The sequence below is a fragment of the Agrobacterium tumefaciens str. B6 genome, from assembly GCF_001541315.1.
GTDB classification, from domain to species: domain Bacteria; phylum Pseudomonadota; class Alphaproteobacteria; order Rhizobiales; family Rhizobiaceae; genus Agrobacterium; species Agrobacterium radiobacter.
Window position 1 is genome coordinate 59,790 of sequence record NZ_LMVK01000016.1, and the last position, 14,231, is coordinate 74,020.

At 59.6% G+C, this 14,231-nt stretch carries 12 protein-coding genes; 9 read left to right on the top strand and 3 right to left on the bottom strand.

Annotated features, from left to right (window positions below):
* Positions 1-23: 23 nt before the first annotated feature.
* The 3 genes from ASB65_RS14800 (at position 24) to ASB65_RS14810 (ending at position 2,506) form a co-directional block, all read left to right on the top strand.
* Positions 24-1,421: an amidase gene (locus tag ASB65_RS14800; RefSeq protein WP_060724433.1), complete on the top strand. Its 1,398-nt coding sequence runs from the start codon at positions 24-26 to the stop codon at positions 1,419-1,421.
* A gap of 97 nt (positions 1,422-1,518) precedes the next feature.
* Complete coding sequence (locus ASB65_RS14805) at positions 1,519-2,085, top strand: DJ-1/PfpI family protein (protein ID WP_060724434.1); 567 nt, start codon at positions 1,519-1,521, stop codon at positions 2,083-2,085.
* A 70-nt stretch (positions 2,086-2,155) separates the two neighbouring features.
* Positions 2,156-2,506, top strand: a complete 351-nt coding sequence (locus ASB65_RS14810; protein ID WP_003504781.1) for a ribbon-helix-helix domain-containing protein — start codon at positions 2,156-2,158, stop codon at positions 2,504-2,506.
* Between the two features lie 130 nt (positions 2,507-2,636).
* Here the strand turns inward: ASB65_RS14810 and ASB65_RS14815 are convergent, their stop codons facing one another.
* The 3 genes from ASB65_RS14815 to ASB65_RS14825 form a co-directional block, all read right to left on the bottom strand.
* The gene (locus tag ASB65_RS14815; RefSeq protein WP_060724435.1) at positions 2,637-3,557 is read right to left on the bottom strand and encodes an ABC transporter permease; all 921 of its coding nucleotides are present in this window, start codon (positions 3,555-3,557) and stop codon (positions 2,637-2,639) included.
* Positions 3,550-4,560, bottom strand: a complete 1,011-nt coding sequence (locus ASB65_RS14820) for an ABC transporter permease (protein ID WP_003499040.1) — start codon at positions 4,558-4,560, stop codon at positions 3,550-3,552. The genes ASB65_RS14815 and ASB65_RS14820 overlap by 8 nt, the downstream gene beginning before the upstream one ends.
* A 75-nt stretch (positions 4,561-4,635) precedes the next feature.
* A complete protein-coding gene (locus ASB65_RS14825; protein WP_003504788.1) occupies positions 4,636-6,345 on the bottom strand; it encodes a peptide ABC transporter substrate-binding protein in 1,710 nt (569 codons plus the stop codon).
* Between the two features lie 304 nt (positions 6,346-6,649).
* Here ASB65_RS14825 and ASB65_RS14830 point away from each other — a divergent pair, with 304 nt between their 5' ends.
* The 6 genes from ASB65_RS14830 to ASB65_RS14855 all read left to right on the top strand — a co-directional run.
* Entirely contained in the window at positions 6,650-7,813 is a 1,164-nt protein-coding gene (locus tag ASB65_RS14830; RefSeq protein WP_060724436.1) for a M20 aminoacylase family protein, read from the top strand.
* Between the two features lie 48 nt (positions 7,814-7,861).
* Positions 7,862-9,712 (top strand): ABC transporter ATP-binding protein, encoded by a 1,851-nt coding sequence (locus ASB65_RS14835; protein WP_060724437.1) that lies wholly within the window; start codon positions 7,862-7,864, stop codon positions 9,710-9,712.
* Positions 9,713-10,002: 290 nt separating this feature from the next.
* Complete coding sequence (locus ASB65_RS14840; protein ID WP_060724438.1) at positions 10,003-10,956, top strand: sugar-binding transcriptional regulator; 954 nt, start codon at positions 10,003-10,005, stop codon at positions 10,954-10,956.
* Positions 10,957-11,100: 144 nt separating this feature from the next.
* The gene (locus ASB65_RS14845) at positions 11,101-12,414 is read left to right on the top strand and encodes an ABC transporter substrate-binding protein (RefSeq protein WP_060724439.1); all 1,314 of its coding nucleotides are present in this window, start codon (positions 11,101-11,103) and stop codon (positions 12,412-12,414) included.
* A 172-nt stretch (positions 12,415-12,586) separates the two neighbouring features.
* Positions 12,587-13,459 (top strand): carbohydrate ABC transporter permease, encoded by an 873-nt coding sequence (locus ASB65_RS14850; protein WP_060724440.1) that lies wholly within the window; start codon positions 12,587-12,589, stop codon positions 13,457-13,459.
* 12 nt (positions 13,460-13,471) lie between these two features.
* Positions 13,472-14,231 (top strand): carbohydrate ABC transporter permease (locus tag ASB65_RS14855; protein WP_060724441.1); only part of this gene is annotated, 760 nt, incomplete at its 3' end.

Here is a 14,231-nt window from a genome sequence, read left to right on the forward strand (position 1 = left end):
TGTTTTTCTGACGAGACGATGCCATGACCGATCTCATAGACCTCAACACGCTCGAAATCCTGTCGCTTTACCGGGGTAAAAGGCTTTCGCCATCGGAATATTGGCAGGCGGTGGAGGCGCGTATCGAGGCGTTCGAACCGGTCGTGAACGCGCTTTACGCCTATGATCCGGAGGATGCACGCCGGCAGGCGCTGGCCTCGACGGAGCGCTGGCAAAAGGGTGAAACGCTCGGGGCCCTTGATGGAATTCCGGTCTCGCTCAAGGAATTGATCGCCACGAAAGGCCATCCCGTTCCGCTTGGCACCAAAGCGGTAGAACTGGTGCCTGCGGTTGAAGACGCGCCGGTGGCCGCCCGCTGCCGCGAGGATGGCGCGATCCTTTACGCCAAGACGACCTGCCCGGATTACGGCATGCTCTCCTCAGGCCTTTCCAGCTTTCACAAGCTCAGCCGCAATCCGTGGGACCCGACACAGAACCCCGGCGGCTCCAGCGCGGGTGCGGCCTCTGCCGGTGCTGCCGGTTATGGCACGCTGCATATCGGCACGGATATTGGCGGCTCGGTGCGGCTTCCGGCGGGGTGGACGGGGCTGTTCGGCTTCAAGCCCAGCCAGGGCCGCATCCCCGTCGATCCCTATTATACCGGCCGCTGCGCTGGGCCGATGACCCGCACCGTTATCGATGCGGCCTATGCGATGGCCACGCTTTCACGGCCCGACTGGCGCGACGGCACATCGCTGCCGCCGAACAGCATTGACTGGATGGACCTCGATATCGACGTGAAGGGCCTGAAAGTCGGCCTGATGCTGGATGCCGGCTGCGGCCTGCCGCTGGAAGAAGAGGTGCGCGACGCCGTACTCTCCGCCGCGAAACTGTTCGAGGCTGCGGGCGCCATTGTCATCCCTGTCGAGCCGGTGCTGGCGCGGGAAATGTTGGATGGGCTGGACGACTTCTGGCGCGCGAAATTCTGGGGCGACATGGCGGCGCTGAGCGCAGACCGCCGCGCCGCGATCCTTCCCTATATTCATGAATGGGCACAGAAGGGGGCGGATATTTCCGGCGCACGCGCCGTTTTCGGTTTCAACCAAACCATGGAAATGCGTAAGCTCTGCGGGCGGTTGATGCAGTCCGTTGATGCGGTGATTTCACCCGTCAATCCCATCGTGTCCTATCCGGCCGACTGGGCCTCGCCCACCAATGATCCCGCACGGCCGTTCGAACATATCGCCTTCACCGTGCCGTGGAACATGTCGGAACAGCCCGCATCCTCGATCAATTGCGGTTTTTCGAAATCGGGCATGCCGATCGGCCTGCAGATCGTCGGTCCGCGTTACGAGGATCTGCTCGTGCTGAAGCTTTCCAGAGCCTTTGAGACCTGGGGCGGCGGTGTGCGTCGCTGGCCGGAGCCGCCGCGGGGTCGGTGATGCCGCCTTTATCGGCCTTGTAGTATAGCCATAATACCCGTGCTTCGACCCACACTGCTAGAGTGCCCAAAGGCATTCGAAAACGGGAGGAGCAAACATGTCGAAGAAGATTTTGATGATCACCGGCGATTTCGCCGAGGATTATGAGACCATGGTGCCGTTCCAGACGTTGCTCGCTGTCGGCCACACGGTCCATGCCGTCTGCCCCGGCAAGAAAGCGGGCCAGACGATCGCCACGGCCATCCATGATTTCGAAGGCGACCAGACCTATTCGGAAAAACGCGGCCATAATTTCGCGCTCAACGCCACCTTCGCCGATATCAAGGTTGCGGCTTATGATGCGCTGGTCATTCCCGGCGGCCGCGCGCCGGAATATCTGCGGCTTAATGCGGATGTGCTAGCCGCCGTGAAGCACTTTTTCGAGGCTGACAAGCCGGTGGCGGCCGTCTGCCACGGTGCGCAACTGCTCGCGGCTGCTGGTGTTTTGAAGGGCCGCACCTGCTCGGCCTATCCGGCCTGCCGTCCCGAGGTCGAGCTTGCCGGCGGCACCTATGCCGATATCGCCATCGATGCGGCGGTTACCGATGGCAAGCTGGTGACCGCCCCTGCATGGCCGGCACATCCGGCATGGCTTTCGCAATTCATGGCGGTGCTCGGCAAATAAGACCTGCGAAACGGGGCTTTTTCCGGCCCCGTTTTCCGCCTATCTTTCAGACGTGGTGAGGGAGGAAACCATGTGCAAGCTTTTCATCAAGGCAGACCCGGCGCTTTGGGAAAGCCATACGCGGTCGCTCAGGATCGATGGCATGGTCACCAGCGTAAGGCTCGAGAATTTCTTCTGGACGACGCTGGACGAGATCGCGCGGCGGGATGGCATGAACAGCGTGCAGCTTATCGCCAAGCTTTATAATGAATCGATCGATGCCGGGCATGATCTCGGCAACTTCACCTCGTTCCTGCGTGTCTGCTGCGGGCGTTATCTTGCGCTTCAGCTTTCCGGCGATATTCCCGCGCGCAGCGATATTCCGATTGCCGCGCTGGATGCCGACAGCATCCTTGATGCGGAAAAGGTGAATTATCACTAGTCGGCAGCCTTACTCGACGTCATCCTCGGGCTTGACCCGAGGATCCATTGATGCGCGTGATTTGTGGATCCTCGGGTCAGGCTCGAGGATGACGGTGGAGAGGTTGTTGTGACGCAGAGAACGCGTCTTCTCAACTCTTCAATGCGCGTGGATCAAGCGCATCGCGCACGGCGTCGCCGATGTAGTTGACGCTCAGAACCGTCAGCGAGATCGCCAGTCCCGGCCACAGCACACGCGAGGGCGTCAGCTGCAGGAAGTTGGCGCCATCGAACAACAGCCGTCCCCAGGTGGGGAAGTCCGACGGGAAACCGAGGCCGAGGAAGGACAGCGCCGATTCCGTGATGATGGCCGAGGCGATGCCGAGCGTGGCCGAGACCATGATCGAACTCAGCACATTCGGCAGGATATGGCGCAGGATGATGCGATACTCACGCATGCCGCTCGATTTCGCCGCCATGATGAATTCCTGGCTTTTGATCGTCAGCACATCGCCGCGCACGATGCGGGCCGTATGCATCCAGCTGGTGATCCCGATCACGAAGACAATCAGGATGAAGATGCCGGTTTCCGGCCCGAAGGCGGCGCGCAGCGTATCGCGAAACAGCATCAGGATGACGAGCAGCAGCGGCAAAAGCGGCAGCGCCAGAAACAGGTCCGTCAACCGCATCAGCGGCCCGTCCAGATTCCGGAAATAACCTGAAAGCACACCCACCAGCGTGCCGAGAAACAGGGCCAAAAGCATGGCAGTGATGCCGACGGCAAGCGAGATGCGCCCACCGGCCAGAACCTGCGCCAGCATGTCCTTGCCGAGATTATCGGTGCCGAAGGGATGCGCCAGCGACGGCCACTGGTTGCGAGCCTTCACGTTGATGGCGTTGGGCGCAACGGTGTGGATATAGGGGCCGACATAGACCGCAAGCAGGATGAAGATGAAGACAAAAAGCCCGGCCACGCCGCCCTTGTGGACGCGAAACTGTTTCCAGATATCGGCAAGGGCGGATTGTGTTGGGGTGGCCGCAACCGTCGGCGCTGCAATGGTGGCGTCAGTCATAGCGGATCCTCGGGTCGAGAATGCCGTAAAGCACGTCGGCAATCAGATTGAAGAGCACGATCAGCACCGCAAAAATGAAGGTCAGCGTCTGCACCAGCGGAATATCCGCGCCCTGAACGGCGGTTATCAGCAATTGGCCAAGCCCGTTCACGCGGAATATCTGCTCGGTGATGATGGCGCCGGAAAAGATCGTCGGCACGCCGAGCGCAATCACGGTGACGACCGGGATAAGGCTGTTGCGAAGCACATGAACGAGCAGGACGGATTTTTCCTTCACGCCCTTGGCGCGCGCGGTGCGCACATAGTCCTGATGTAGATTGTCGAGCATGGAGGCGCGGACGAAGCGGCTGATCTGCGAGACATTGTAGAGGGTCAATACCAGCACCGGAAGGAACATCTGTTTGATCTGCGCCACAAAGCTTCCCCAGTCCGTCACCTGCAGATTGGTGTCATAGACGGAAGGGAACCATTGCAGGTAAGAGCTGAAGATCACCACCAGCAGCACGCCGGTGAAGAAGGTGGGAACCGAATAACCGACCATCGAGACGAAAGTGCCGATCTGGTCGAAGATCGAATATTGCTTGTAGGCTGAAATGACGCCGATCGGGATCGCCAGAAGCGCGCCGAAAAGATAGGCGAGGCCGACCACCCAAAGCGTCTGCGGCATGCGCTGGATGACGAGATCGACCACCGGGCTGCGCGTTGCCCAGGAGAGCACCCGCATGCGGTTGCCGTCGCCGATCTGCCAGCCGGTCAGTTTTTCGAAGAGGTTCAGCGGCTCGTTGATGAAGAATTGCTGCAGCCACATCAGGTAACGGATGAAGAAGGGCTGGTCGAGGCCGAGGGAGGCGCGGATCTGCTCGCGCACTTCGGGCGGAATGGTCAGCGGCAGGTCGCCGGTCGGATCATTTGGCGCCAGATCGAGCAGGGCGAATATGACGAAGCTGATGACGAGCAGCGTCGGTACGGCAAAGGCAAGCCGCCGGAGCGTAAAGGTAAACATCGAAAAGTCTCCAGACCGTCAGGGTCTCGCAAAATGAGCGCGGTCCCCCGTCAGGGGCGACCGCGCATTTGCGGGTTACTTTTTGCGGGACCAGTCCGCGACGTTCCAGAGTTCCGAATCCCAGGCATTCATGCGAACGCCTTCGAGTGTCAGCGAATGCGAGGAGACGTTGCCACGATGTATGAGCGGAATATGCGCGCCTTCTTCGGTCAGCATGTCGTTCAGCTGTTTGGCGATTTCTCCACGCTTGGCGAAGTCCGTCGTCTTGGAAAGTACGCCCACCAGCTTGTCGAATTCCGGGTTGCAATAACGCGGAATATTCTGACCCTGCCAGCCGTTTGCGGGGGCGGGGATCTTGTCGCAGAGCCATTCCGCCAGATATTTTTCCGGGTCGGTGCCGTCGAAATTGTTGGTGTACATTTCAACGTCGGCATAAAATTTCTGGAAGGTATCCGGGCTTGCCGGATCGCCGCCGAAGAAGACGGAGGCACTGACATTGCGCAGTTCGGACGCAACGCCAATCTGCGACCACATGTCCTTCACCAGTTCCTGCGCTGCCTGGCGAACGGAGTTGGTGGAGGTCTGGTAGAGGAAGGACAGCTTCACGCCGTTCTTGGCGCGGATGCCATCGGCCCCCTTCACCCAGCCTGCATCGTCGAGCAGCTTGTTTGCACCTTCCAGATCCTGCTTCAGGCACCAGCTGTCGTTTTTCGTCGAAGCAACAGCCGCCGGGGCCGGCACGATGTTGCAGGTCGGCTTGCCCGCCTCGCCATAACCCGTCTCATCGATAATGTCGCGATCGATGGCGAGCGAGAGTGCACGGCGCACGGCCGGGTCGGAAAGGGCCGGATGCGGACCGCCCTCCTTGGTGGAGCGCTTGTCACCCAGCGCAGGGTCGGCATTGTACCAGTTGAGATTGATACGCTCGACCTGCGTGCCGAAGGCGGTTTCCAGCTTGCCTTTGCCGGCGGCCACCATGGTCGCCAGAATTTCCGGCTCCACCTGCATGTTCCAGGCGTAGTCGAATTCACCCGTTTCAAGAACGGCACGCGCAGCGGATGCCGCGTCACCGCCGCCCTTCAGGGTCGCCGTGGCGAAAGCGGGCTTGGCCGGATCACGATAGTTGGGGTTGGCGACATAGCTGATGACGTCGTTCGGCTTGAACTCCTTGACCACAAAGGGGCCGGTGCCGATGGGGCCGAAATTGGCGGATGTGCAGCCGGGAGCCGCGGCGCCGACGCATTTTTCGAACTGCTTCTTCTGGATGACGGGCGATTGCGCGCCGACAAATGCCGAGTAGGGGTAGGGCTTGGGTTCAGTGAAGCTGATCTTGACGGTATGGGCATCGATAGCCTCAACGTTTTTCACGCCTTCATATTGCGCCGCCTGCGCGCAGCCGCCGTCGGGTGCGGTGCAATATTTCCACGTGAAGATGACGTCGTCAGCGGTAAGCGGCGTGCCGTCGGACCATTTGACGTCGCTTTTCAGCTTCCACGTCATGCTGAGCAGATCCTTCGCGACGCCGCCATTGTCGACCGTCGGAATCTCGCTCACCAGCATCGGCACCAGCTCGCCCTTTTCGTCGTAGCGGGCCAGAGGCTCAATCACCATGGACGAGCTGTAGATCTCTTTGGTGCCGCCGGAAAGATAAGGGTTCAGTGTCGATACAGCCTGCCAGAACAGGATTTTCAGTTCGCCGTCACTGCCACGTTCGGCATGGGCGGCAGATCCTGCCAAGGCCATCGCCGCCACCGTGCTGGCAAAGAGAATGCTGCGCTTCTTCATTATGTTTTCCCCTTTTTTGGATTTTATCTATTTGAATGTTTGACGCTTTTCCTGTCGTCGTGCGCAAGGTCTTTTATTGTAAGTATTTGACTTTGCTAAGTAATATCCATTCGATCCAGATGATGCTATTGTCAGTTTTTTTGAAAAGCAAGCCCCAAAGTCTTATTGATGAACAAAATTTGAGCCATTCGCCTTCCGGCCTATTTTTCGCTCATTCAGCAAATTTCACACTTGCAAAAGGAGAAATTCCAAACGCAATATGTTTTCCGACAACCCGGCGGGGAACAAAAAAGGGAAAAAGAGAATGCCGATATTGAACCGTGTGGCTGAAATGCAGGAAGACGTTGCCGGCTGGAGACGCCATCTGCATGAGCACCCGGAACTCCTCTATGATGTCTTCGAAACATCGAAATTCGTTGCCGAAAAACTGAAGTCCTTCGGCTGCGATATCGTCGAGACCGGCATCGGCAAGACCGGCGTGGTCGGCATCATCAAGGGGCGGCACGGGGATGGTCCGACCATCGGTTTCCGCTCCGACATGGACGCGCTGCCGATTCTCGAGACCAGCGGCAAGCCCTGGGCCTCGAAGACGCCCGGCAAGGCCCATTCCTGCGGCCATGACGGGCATACCGCCATGCTTCTGGGTGCGGCGCAGTATCTGGCCGAGACCCGCAATTTCAAAGGCTCCGTCGCGGTCATCTTCCAGCCGGCGGAAGAGGGCGGGGCAGGCGCGCTCGCCATGCTGAACGACGGCATGATGGAGAAATTCGGCATTTCGCAGGTCTATGGCATGCATAACGAGCCGGGCATTCCGGTCGGCCAATTCGCCATCCGCAAGGGTTCCACCATGGCGGCGGCGGATAGTTTCGAGATTGTCATCACCGGCAAGGGCAGCCATGCGGCCGCGCCCCATCTTTCCATCGATCCGGTACTGACCTCGGCGCATATCATCATCGCGCTGCAATCCATCGTCTCGCGCGAGACAGACCCGTTGAAATCGCTGGTCGTCACCGTCGCCCCCACCCATGGCGGTACGGCGGTCAATGTCATTCCGGGTTCGGTGACGCTGACCGGCACAGTGAGGACCCTGCTGCCGGAAACCCGCGACTTTGCCGAAAAGCGGCTGAAGGAAGTGGCCACCGCCACGGCAATGGCGCATGGCGCCACCGTGGAGGTGAAATACCATCGCGGATATCCCGTCACCTTCAACCACAGTGACGAAACCGAATTCGCGACCGGTGTGGCGATGGGCGTGGCCGGTGCAAACGCCGTCAACACCAATCCCAACCCGCATATGGGTGCGGAAGATTTTTCCTACATGCTGGAAGCCCGCCCCGGCGCCTTCATCTTCATCGGTAACGGCGACACGGCCGGGTTGCACAATGCGGCCTATGATTTCAACGACGAAGCCCTGCCTTACGGCATCAGCTACTGGGTTTCGATGGCCGAAACCGCACTTGCTGCTTAAGATACCCGGCGGCCTTCATGGCCGCCTTCTGCTTTTCAGGAGATCGGCATGCTTTTGGCGGCAACATCCATGGAACAGACCGGCGGTTCGGTAAGCCCGGTTCTCTCCGTTCAGAATCTCACCACCTCCTTCCGCGTCGATGACGGCTGGAAATCCGTGGTGCGCAACATGAGTTTCGAAATCGCCCCTCGCGAAACCGTGGCGATCGTCGGCGAGAGCGGCTCGGGCAAGAGCGTGACCTCGCTCTCCATCATGCGGCTTCTTGATAAGAAAACGAGCAGCATTGAAGGCAAGGTTATGCTCGGCGGCCGTGACCTGCTGGCCCTTCCCGAAGAGGAGATGCGCAAGGTTCGCGGCAAGGATATCTCGATGATCTTCCAGGAGCCGATGACCAGCCTCAACCCGATCTTCCCGATCGGCAAGCAGATCGCCGAGGCGCTCACCGTGCATCAGGACATTTCCTCCTCTGCCGCCAAGGCCGAGGTCATCCGCTTGCTGGAGAAGGTCCGTATTCCCAACGCGAAGAACCGTTTCGACGATTATCCGCACCAGTTTTCCGGCGGCATGCGCCAGCGCGTGATGATCGCCATGGCGCTTGCCTCCAAGCCGAAGCTTTTGATCGCCGACGAGCCGACGACGGCGCTTGATGTGACCATTCAGGGCCAGATTCTCGACCTCATCAAGCAATTGCAGGAAGAGGAGGGCATGTCGGTCCTGTTCATCACGCACGATATGGGCGTGGTGGCGGAAGTGGCCGACCGCACCATCGTCATGTTCCGCGGTGATGTGGTGGAAACCGGCACCACCGACGACATCTTCCATCGCGGCCATCACCCCTATACGCGTGCCTTGCTTTCGGCGGTGCCGAAGCTCGGCTCGATGAAGGAAAGGGTGCTGCCGGCGCGTTTCCCGATCATCGATATCAAGACCGGCGAGAGCCAGCCTGTGGTCGAGGTGAAGGATACGGTTTCCGGCGGCAAGACGCCCATTCTCTCGGTCAGGGACCTGACGACCCGTTTCGATATTCGCTCCGGTCTTTTCGGCCGCAAATCCGGCGCCGTGCATGCGGTGGAAAAGGTCTCCTTCGATCTTGCCGAAGGGGAAACCCTGTCGCTGGTGGGTGAATCTGGCTGTGGTAAATCCACCACCGGTCGGTCGATCACCCGCCTGATAGAGCCGACATCGGGCAATGTCATGCTTGATGGTTACGAGGTGCTGAAGCTCGACAAGACGACGCTGCGCACCATGCGCCGCAGCGTGCAGATGATCTTCCAGGACCCCTTTGCCTCGCTCGATCCGCGCATGAGTATCGGCACGGCGATCATGGAGCCTTTCGTTGAACATCGTCTCGGCGCCAAGCAGCAGGCGCGGGAAAAGGCGGCCGATCTTCTGGAAAAAGTGGGTCTCAACCCGGATATGATGCGGCGCTTCCCGCATGAATTTTCCGGTGGCCAGCGCCAGCGCATCGCCATTGCCCGCTCGCTGATGCTCGACCCCAAGGTCATCGTCGCGGACGAGGCGGTGTCGGCGCTCGATGTGTCTATCAAGGCGCAGGTCTGCAACCTGCTGCTCGACCTGCAGCAGAGCCTAAACCTCGCCTTCCTGTTCATCAGCCATGACATGGCGGTGGTGGAGCGTGTCAGCCACCGGGTGGCGGTGATGTATCTCGGTGAGATCGTCGAGATCGGACCGCGTGCGGCGGTTTTCGACAATCCGCAGCACCCCTATACGAAAAAGCTGATGTCGGCCGTTCCGGTGCCGGACCCGGCGCGCCGGCAGATCCGGCGCAATATGGCGACGGATGAGATCAAAAGCCCGATCCGCCCGGTGGATTACGTGCCGCCGCAGCGCCATTACCGTGAGGTCTCGGCGGGGCATCTGGTGCAGGAAGCGGCTTGATTGGTCGGTGGGGTAGATAAATCCCGCACCGTCACCCCGGACTTGATCCGGGGTCCAGCGCGATCAAGTCTTTGATCGCAAAAGGCTCTTCTCACGACGCAGACGCGCCGTGGCTGGATTTCGGCTTAAGGCCGGAATGACGGAGAAATAGTGACACCGGCCACAAGGTAAGCCACCGTCTGGCACTCGCTGGTTTGCATCACGTCGCCTTTGCGCGCATACCCCCGTTTGACAGGCGACGCAAAAAAATGCCAGCAAATGCTCGAGCATAATTCTTAGAGGGCGGCGGCATGGCCAGACGAAACGACGCACATGGACGGCTGGATGATGCGGCCCGCGCCGGCTGGCTTTATTATGTCGCCGGCCGCACGCAGGATGAGATCGCCGCCGCCATGGGCATATCCCGGCAATCGGCGCAGCGGCTGGTGTCGCTCGCCGTCGCCGAGCGTCTGATCAAGGTCCGGCTCGATCATCCCATCGCCGCCTGTCTCGAAAAAGCCGAGCGCCTGAAAGAGAAATTCCACCTTAAATATATCGAGGTGGTGCCGAGCGATCCGGCCGGCGTTTCCTCCACGGTGGGGATCGCCGAGGCGGGGGCGGCGGAAATCGAGCGTTGGCTGAAAAATGCCGATCCCATCGTGCTTGCCATCGGCACCGGCCGTACGCTGAAGGCAGCGGTGGACCAGTTGCCGCCGATGGAATGCCCACAGCACCGCATCGTGTCACTGACAGGCAATATCGGGCCGGATGGCTCGGCTGCCTATTACAACGTCATCTTCAGCATGGCCGATGCCATCAAGGCGCGGCATTTTCCCATGCCGCTGCCAGTCCTGTGCTCCTCGGCGGAAGAACGTGAATTGCTGCATGACCAGTCCATGGTGCGCTCGACGCTGGCGCTGGGTTCTGCGGCCAATGTCACCTTCGTCGGTGTCGGCGAACTCGGTGAAAACGCACCGCTCTGCGTTGATGGTTTTCTCGGTGTCGACGAGATGAAGGCCCTGATGGCAAGCGGTGCGGTCGGCGAGATCTGTGGCTGGATGTATGATGCCAATGGCCACATTCTCGACCATTCCGTCAACGAGCGCGTCGCTTCCGTTCCCATCCCATCACGAGAGACCTGCACGGTCATCGGAATGGCGCAGGGCACGCGCAAAAATGCCTCGATTCTGGCGGCGTTGAGGGGTGGTCTGTTGAACGGCCTCATTACCGACGAAGTGACAAGCGAATATTTGCTCACTCACTGAGCAAAAATTAATTCATTAAAATCAAAGACTTGATTTTTCCATGTGCGCCGCAGCACAGGATGTTGCTTGACATTTTTGCTCTGCGGGTGGGTAAATGCCCTAGAGCAAAGCGAATGCTCATCATTTTTCTTCTGGGAGGAAGATATGACATTGAAGACCATTTTGCTGGGCGCATGCTCGGCACTCGCCTTTTCGACCCTTGCCTCCGCCGAAACGCTGACCATCGCCACCGTTAATAACGGCGATATGATCCGCATGCAGGGGCTGACCTCCGACTTCACCACCAAGAACCCCGACATCAAGGTGGAATGGGTCACGCTTGAGGAAAACGTCCTGCGTGAGCGCGTGACGACCGATATCGCCACCAATGGCGGCCAATACGACATCATGACCATCGGCAATTATGAAGTGCCGATCTGGGCCAAGCAGGGCTGGCTGCTGCCGCTCGAGAAGCTTGGCGACAAATACGACGCGGATGACATTCTGCCGGCGATCCGCGGCGGTCTTTCCAGCGAAGGCAAGCTTTATGCGGCACCCTTCTACGGCGAATCCGCCATGATCATGTATCGCAAGGACCTGTTCGAAAAAGCCGGGCTGAAGATGCCCGAAAACCCGACCTGGGAATTCATCGGTGATGCCGCCCGCAAGATTACCGACCGCAAGGCGGATATCAACGGCATGTGCCTGCGCGGCAAGGCCGGCTGGGGCGAAAACATGGCCTTCATCAGCGCGCTCACCAACTCCTTCGGTGGTCGCTGGTTCGATGAAAACTGGAAACCGCAGTTCGATCAGCCGGAATGGAAGAGCGCGCTGCAATTCTACGTCGATCTGATGAAGGATGCCGGCCCGTCGGGCGCTTCCTCCAACGGTTTCAACGAAAACCTGACGCTGTTCCAGCAGGGCAAATGCGGCATGTGGATCGACGCCACGGTTGCTGCCTCCTTCGTGTCCAACCCGAAGGACTCGACGGTTGCCGACAAGGTCGGTTACGCGCTGTTCCCGACGCATGGCGAGCTGAAGAACCACGGCAACTGGTTGTGGTCGTGGAACCTCGCCATCCCGAAGAGCTCGCAGAAGGCGGAAGCCGCCGAGAAGTTCATCGCCTGGGCAACCAGCAAGGACTACACCACGCTTGTCGCTTCCAAGGAAGGCTGGGCAAACGTGCCTCCGGGCACCCGCACCTCGCTTTACAAGAATGCCGATTATGAAAAGGCAGCCGCCTTCGCCAAGCCGACGCTTGCCGCCATGGATGCCGCCGACATCACCAAGCCGACTGTAAAGCCCGTGCCTTATACCGGTGGTCAGTTCGTGGCGATCCCTGAATTCCAGGCGCTCGGCACCACGGTTGGTCAACTGTTCTCGGCGGTTGTTGCCGGCCAGTCCAGCGTCGACGATGCCCTTGCAGGCGCCCAGTCGACGGCAACGCGCGAAATGACCCGCGCCGGTTACATCAAGTAATCCTCCCGAAGATCGCTGTCCGGCGCCAATGTCGGGCAGCGAACTCTCCGGGTCTAAGTCGCCGGTTACGCGGCGGCCTTTATGCCTTTCAAATCAAAACAAGAATGAGCCGGTTCTTCCGGATATGCCGGGCGCATTGCGCGATGCCCGGGCCCAAGGGGAGGTTACTGCAATGGCAACACGAAACACGAGCGGCCTTGCGCGGGTAATGCTAGCGCCGTCGGTCCTGCTGCTTCTGGTATGGATGATCGTGCCTCTGGCGATGACGTTGTGGTTCTCGTTCCAGAACTACAATCTCCTCAACCCCGCCAATGTCAGCTTCGCCGGCCTGTTCAATTACCAGTATTTCTACACCGATCCGGCCTTCTTCCAGTCGATCTGGAACACGCTTGCCATCGTCGGCGGCGTGCTTTTGATCACTGTCATCGGCGGCATTGCCATTGCGCTCCTGCTCGACAATGACATCTTCGGCCAGGGCATCGTGCGCATCATGATCATCTCGCCCTTCTTCGTCATGCCGCCTGTGGCAGCACTGGTGTGGAAGAACATGATCATGCATCCCGGTTACGGGGTGCTCGCCGATCTCTCGCGCTTCTTCGGCCTGCAGCCGGTCGACTGGTTCGCGCAGTTTCCGCTGCTCTCGATCATCATCATCGTCGCCTGGCAATGGCTGCCATTTGCGACGTTGATCCTGCTCACCGCCCTGCAATCGCTCGACGGTGAGCAGAAGGAAGCGGCCGAGATGGATGGCGCCAACTTCATCAACCGCTTCATCTATCTGACGCTGCCGCACCTGTCGCGCGCCATTACCGTCGTCATTCTCATCCAGACGATCTTCCTGCTCGGCGTTTATGCGGAAATCCTCGTCACCACCAATGGCGGCCCGGGTTATGCCTCGACCAACCTTGCCTTCCTCATCTATCGCACGGCGCTTCTCGGTTACGACGTCGGTGGCGCATCGGCCGGTGGCATCATCGCCGTCGTGCTCGCCAATATCGTCGCCATCTTCCTGATGCGCGCCGTCGGCAAGAACCTCGACCGTTAAGGAGAAGCGATCATGGCCCGCAAGACAACGACACGCGCAAAGATCGGCTTCACCATCGCGGCATGGGCCGTGGCGCTACTGCTGTTCTTCCCGATCCTCTATGCCTTCCTCACCTCGATCAAGACCGAGCCGGAGGCGATAGCAGGCTTCAGCCTCATTCCCTCGGGCACGCTCGAAAACTACATCACCGTGCAGACCCAGCGCGATTACTTCAAGCCGTTCATGAACTCGGTCGTGCTGTCGCTCGGCTCGACGATCATCGCGCTCATGATCGCCATTCCCGCCGCCTGGGCCATGGCGTTTTCGCCGACCAAACGCACCAAGGACATTTTGATGTGGATGCTCTCCACCAAGATGATGCCGGCGGTTGCGGTGCTGGTGCCGATCTACCTGATCTTCCGCAATGCCGGCCTGCTCGATACCCGCATTGGCCTCACTGTCATGCTCACCTTCATCAACCTGCCGATCGTGGTGTGGATGCTTTACACCTACTTCCGCGAAATCCCCGGCGAGATTCTTGAAGCAGCGCGCATGGATGGCGCATCGCTGTGGAACGAGATCGTGCATGTACTGACCCCCATGGCGGTTCCGGGCATCGCCTCGACGCTGCTCCTGAACGTCATCCTCGCCTGGAACGAATCCTTCTGGACCATCCGGCTGACGACCACCAATGCAGCACCGCTGACCGCCTTCATCGCCTCCTTCTCCTCACCGCAGGGGTTGTTCTGGGCAAAACTTTCGGCCGCCTCGATGATGGCGATCGCCCCCATTC

Coding starts and splice junctions, on each gene's coding strand:
- ASB65_RS14800 (WP_060724433.1), top strand. CDS start 24: ATGACCGATCTCATAGACCTCAACACGCTCGAAATCCTGTCGCTTTAC.
- ASB65_RS14805 (WP_060724434.1), top strand. CDS start 1,519: ATGTCGAAGAAGATTTTGATGATCACCGGCGATTTCGCCGAGGATTAT.
- ASB65_RS14810 (WP_003504781.1), top strand. CDS start 2,156: ATGTGCAAGCTTTTCATCAAGGCAGACCCGGCGCTTTGGGAAAGCCAT.
- ASB65_RS14815 (WP_060724435.1), bottom strand. CDS start 3,557: ATGACTGACGCCACCATTGCAGCGCCGACGGTTGCGGCCACCCCAACA.
- ASB65_RS14820 (WP_003499040.1), bottom strand. CDS start 4,560: ATGTTTACCTTTACGCTCCGGCGGCTTGCCTTTGCCGTACCGACGCTG.
- ASB65_RS14825 (WP_003504788.1), bottom strand. CDS start 6,345: ATGAAGAAGCGCAGCATTCTCTTTGCCAGCACGGTGGCGGCGATGGCC.
- ASB65_RS14830 (WP_060724436.1), top strand. CDS start 6,650: ATGCCGATATTGAACCGTGTGGCTGAAATGCAGGAAGACGTTGCCGGC.
- ASB65_RS14835 (WP_060724437.1), top strand. CDS start 7,862: ATGCTTTTGGCGGCAACATCCATGGAACAGACCGGCGGTTCGGTAAGC.
- ASB65_RS14840 (WP_060724438.1), top strand. CDS start 10,003: ATGGCCAGACGAAACGACGCACATGGACGGCTGGATGATGCGGCCCGC.
- ASB65_RS14845 (WP_060724439.1), top strand. CDS start 11,101: ATGACATTGAAGACCATTTTGCTGGGCGCATGCTCGGCACTCGCCTTT.
- ASB65_RS14850 (WP_060724440.1), top strand. CDS start 12,587: ATGGCAACACGAAACACGAGCGGCCTTGCGCGGGTAATGCTAGCGCCG.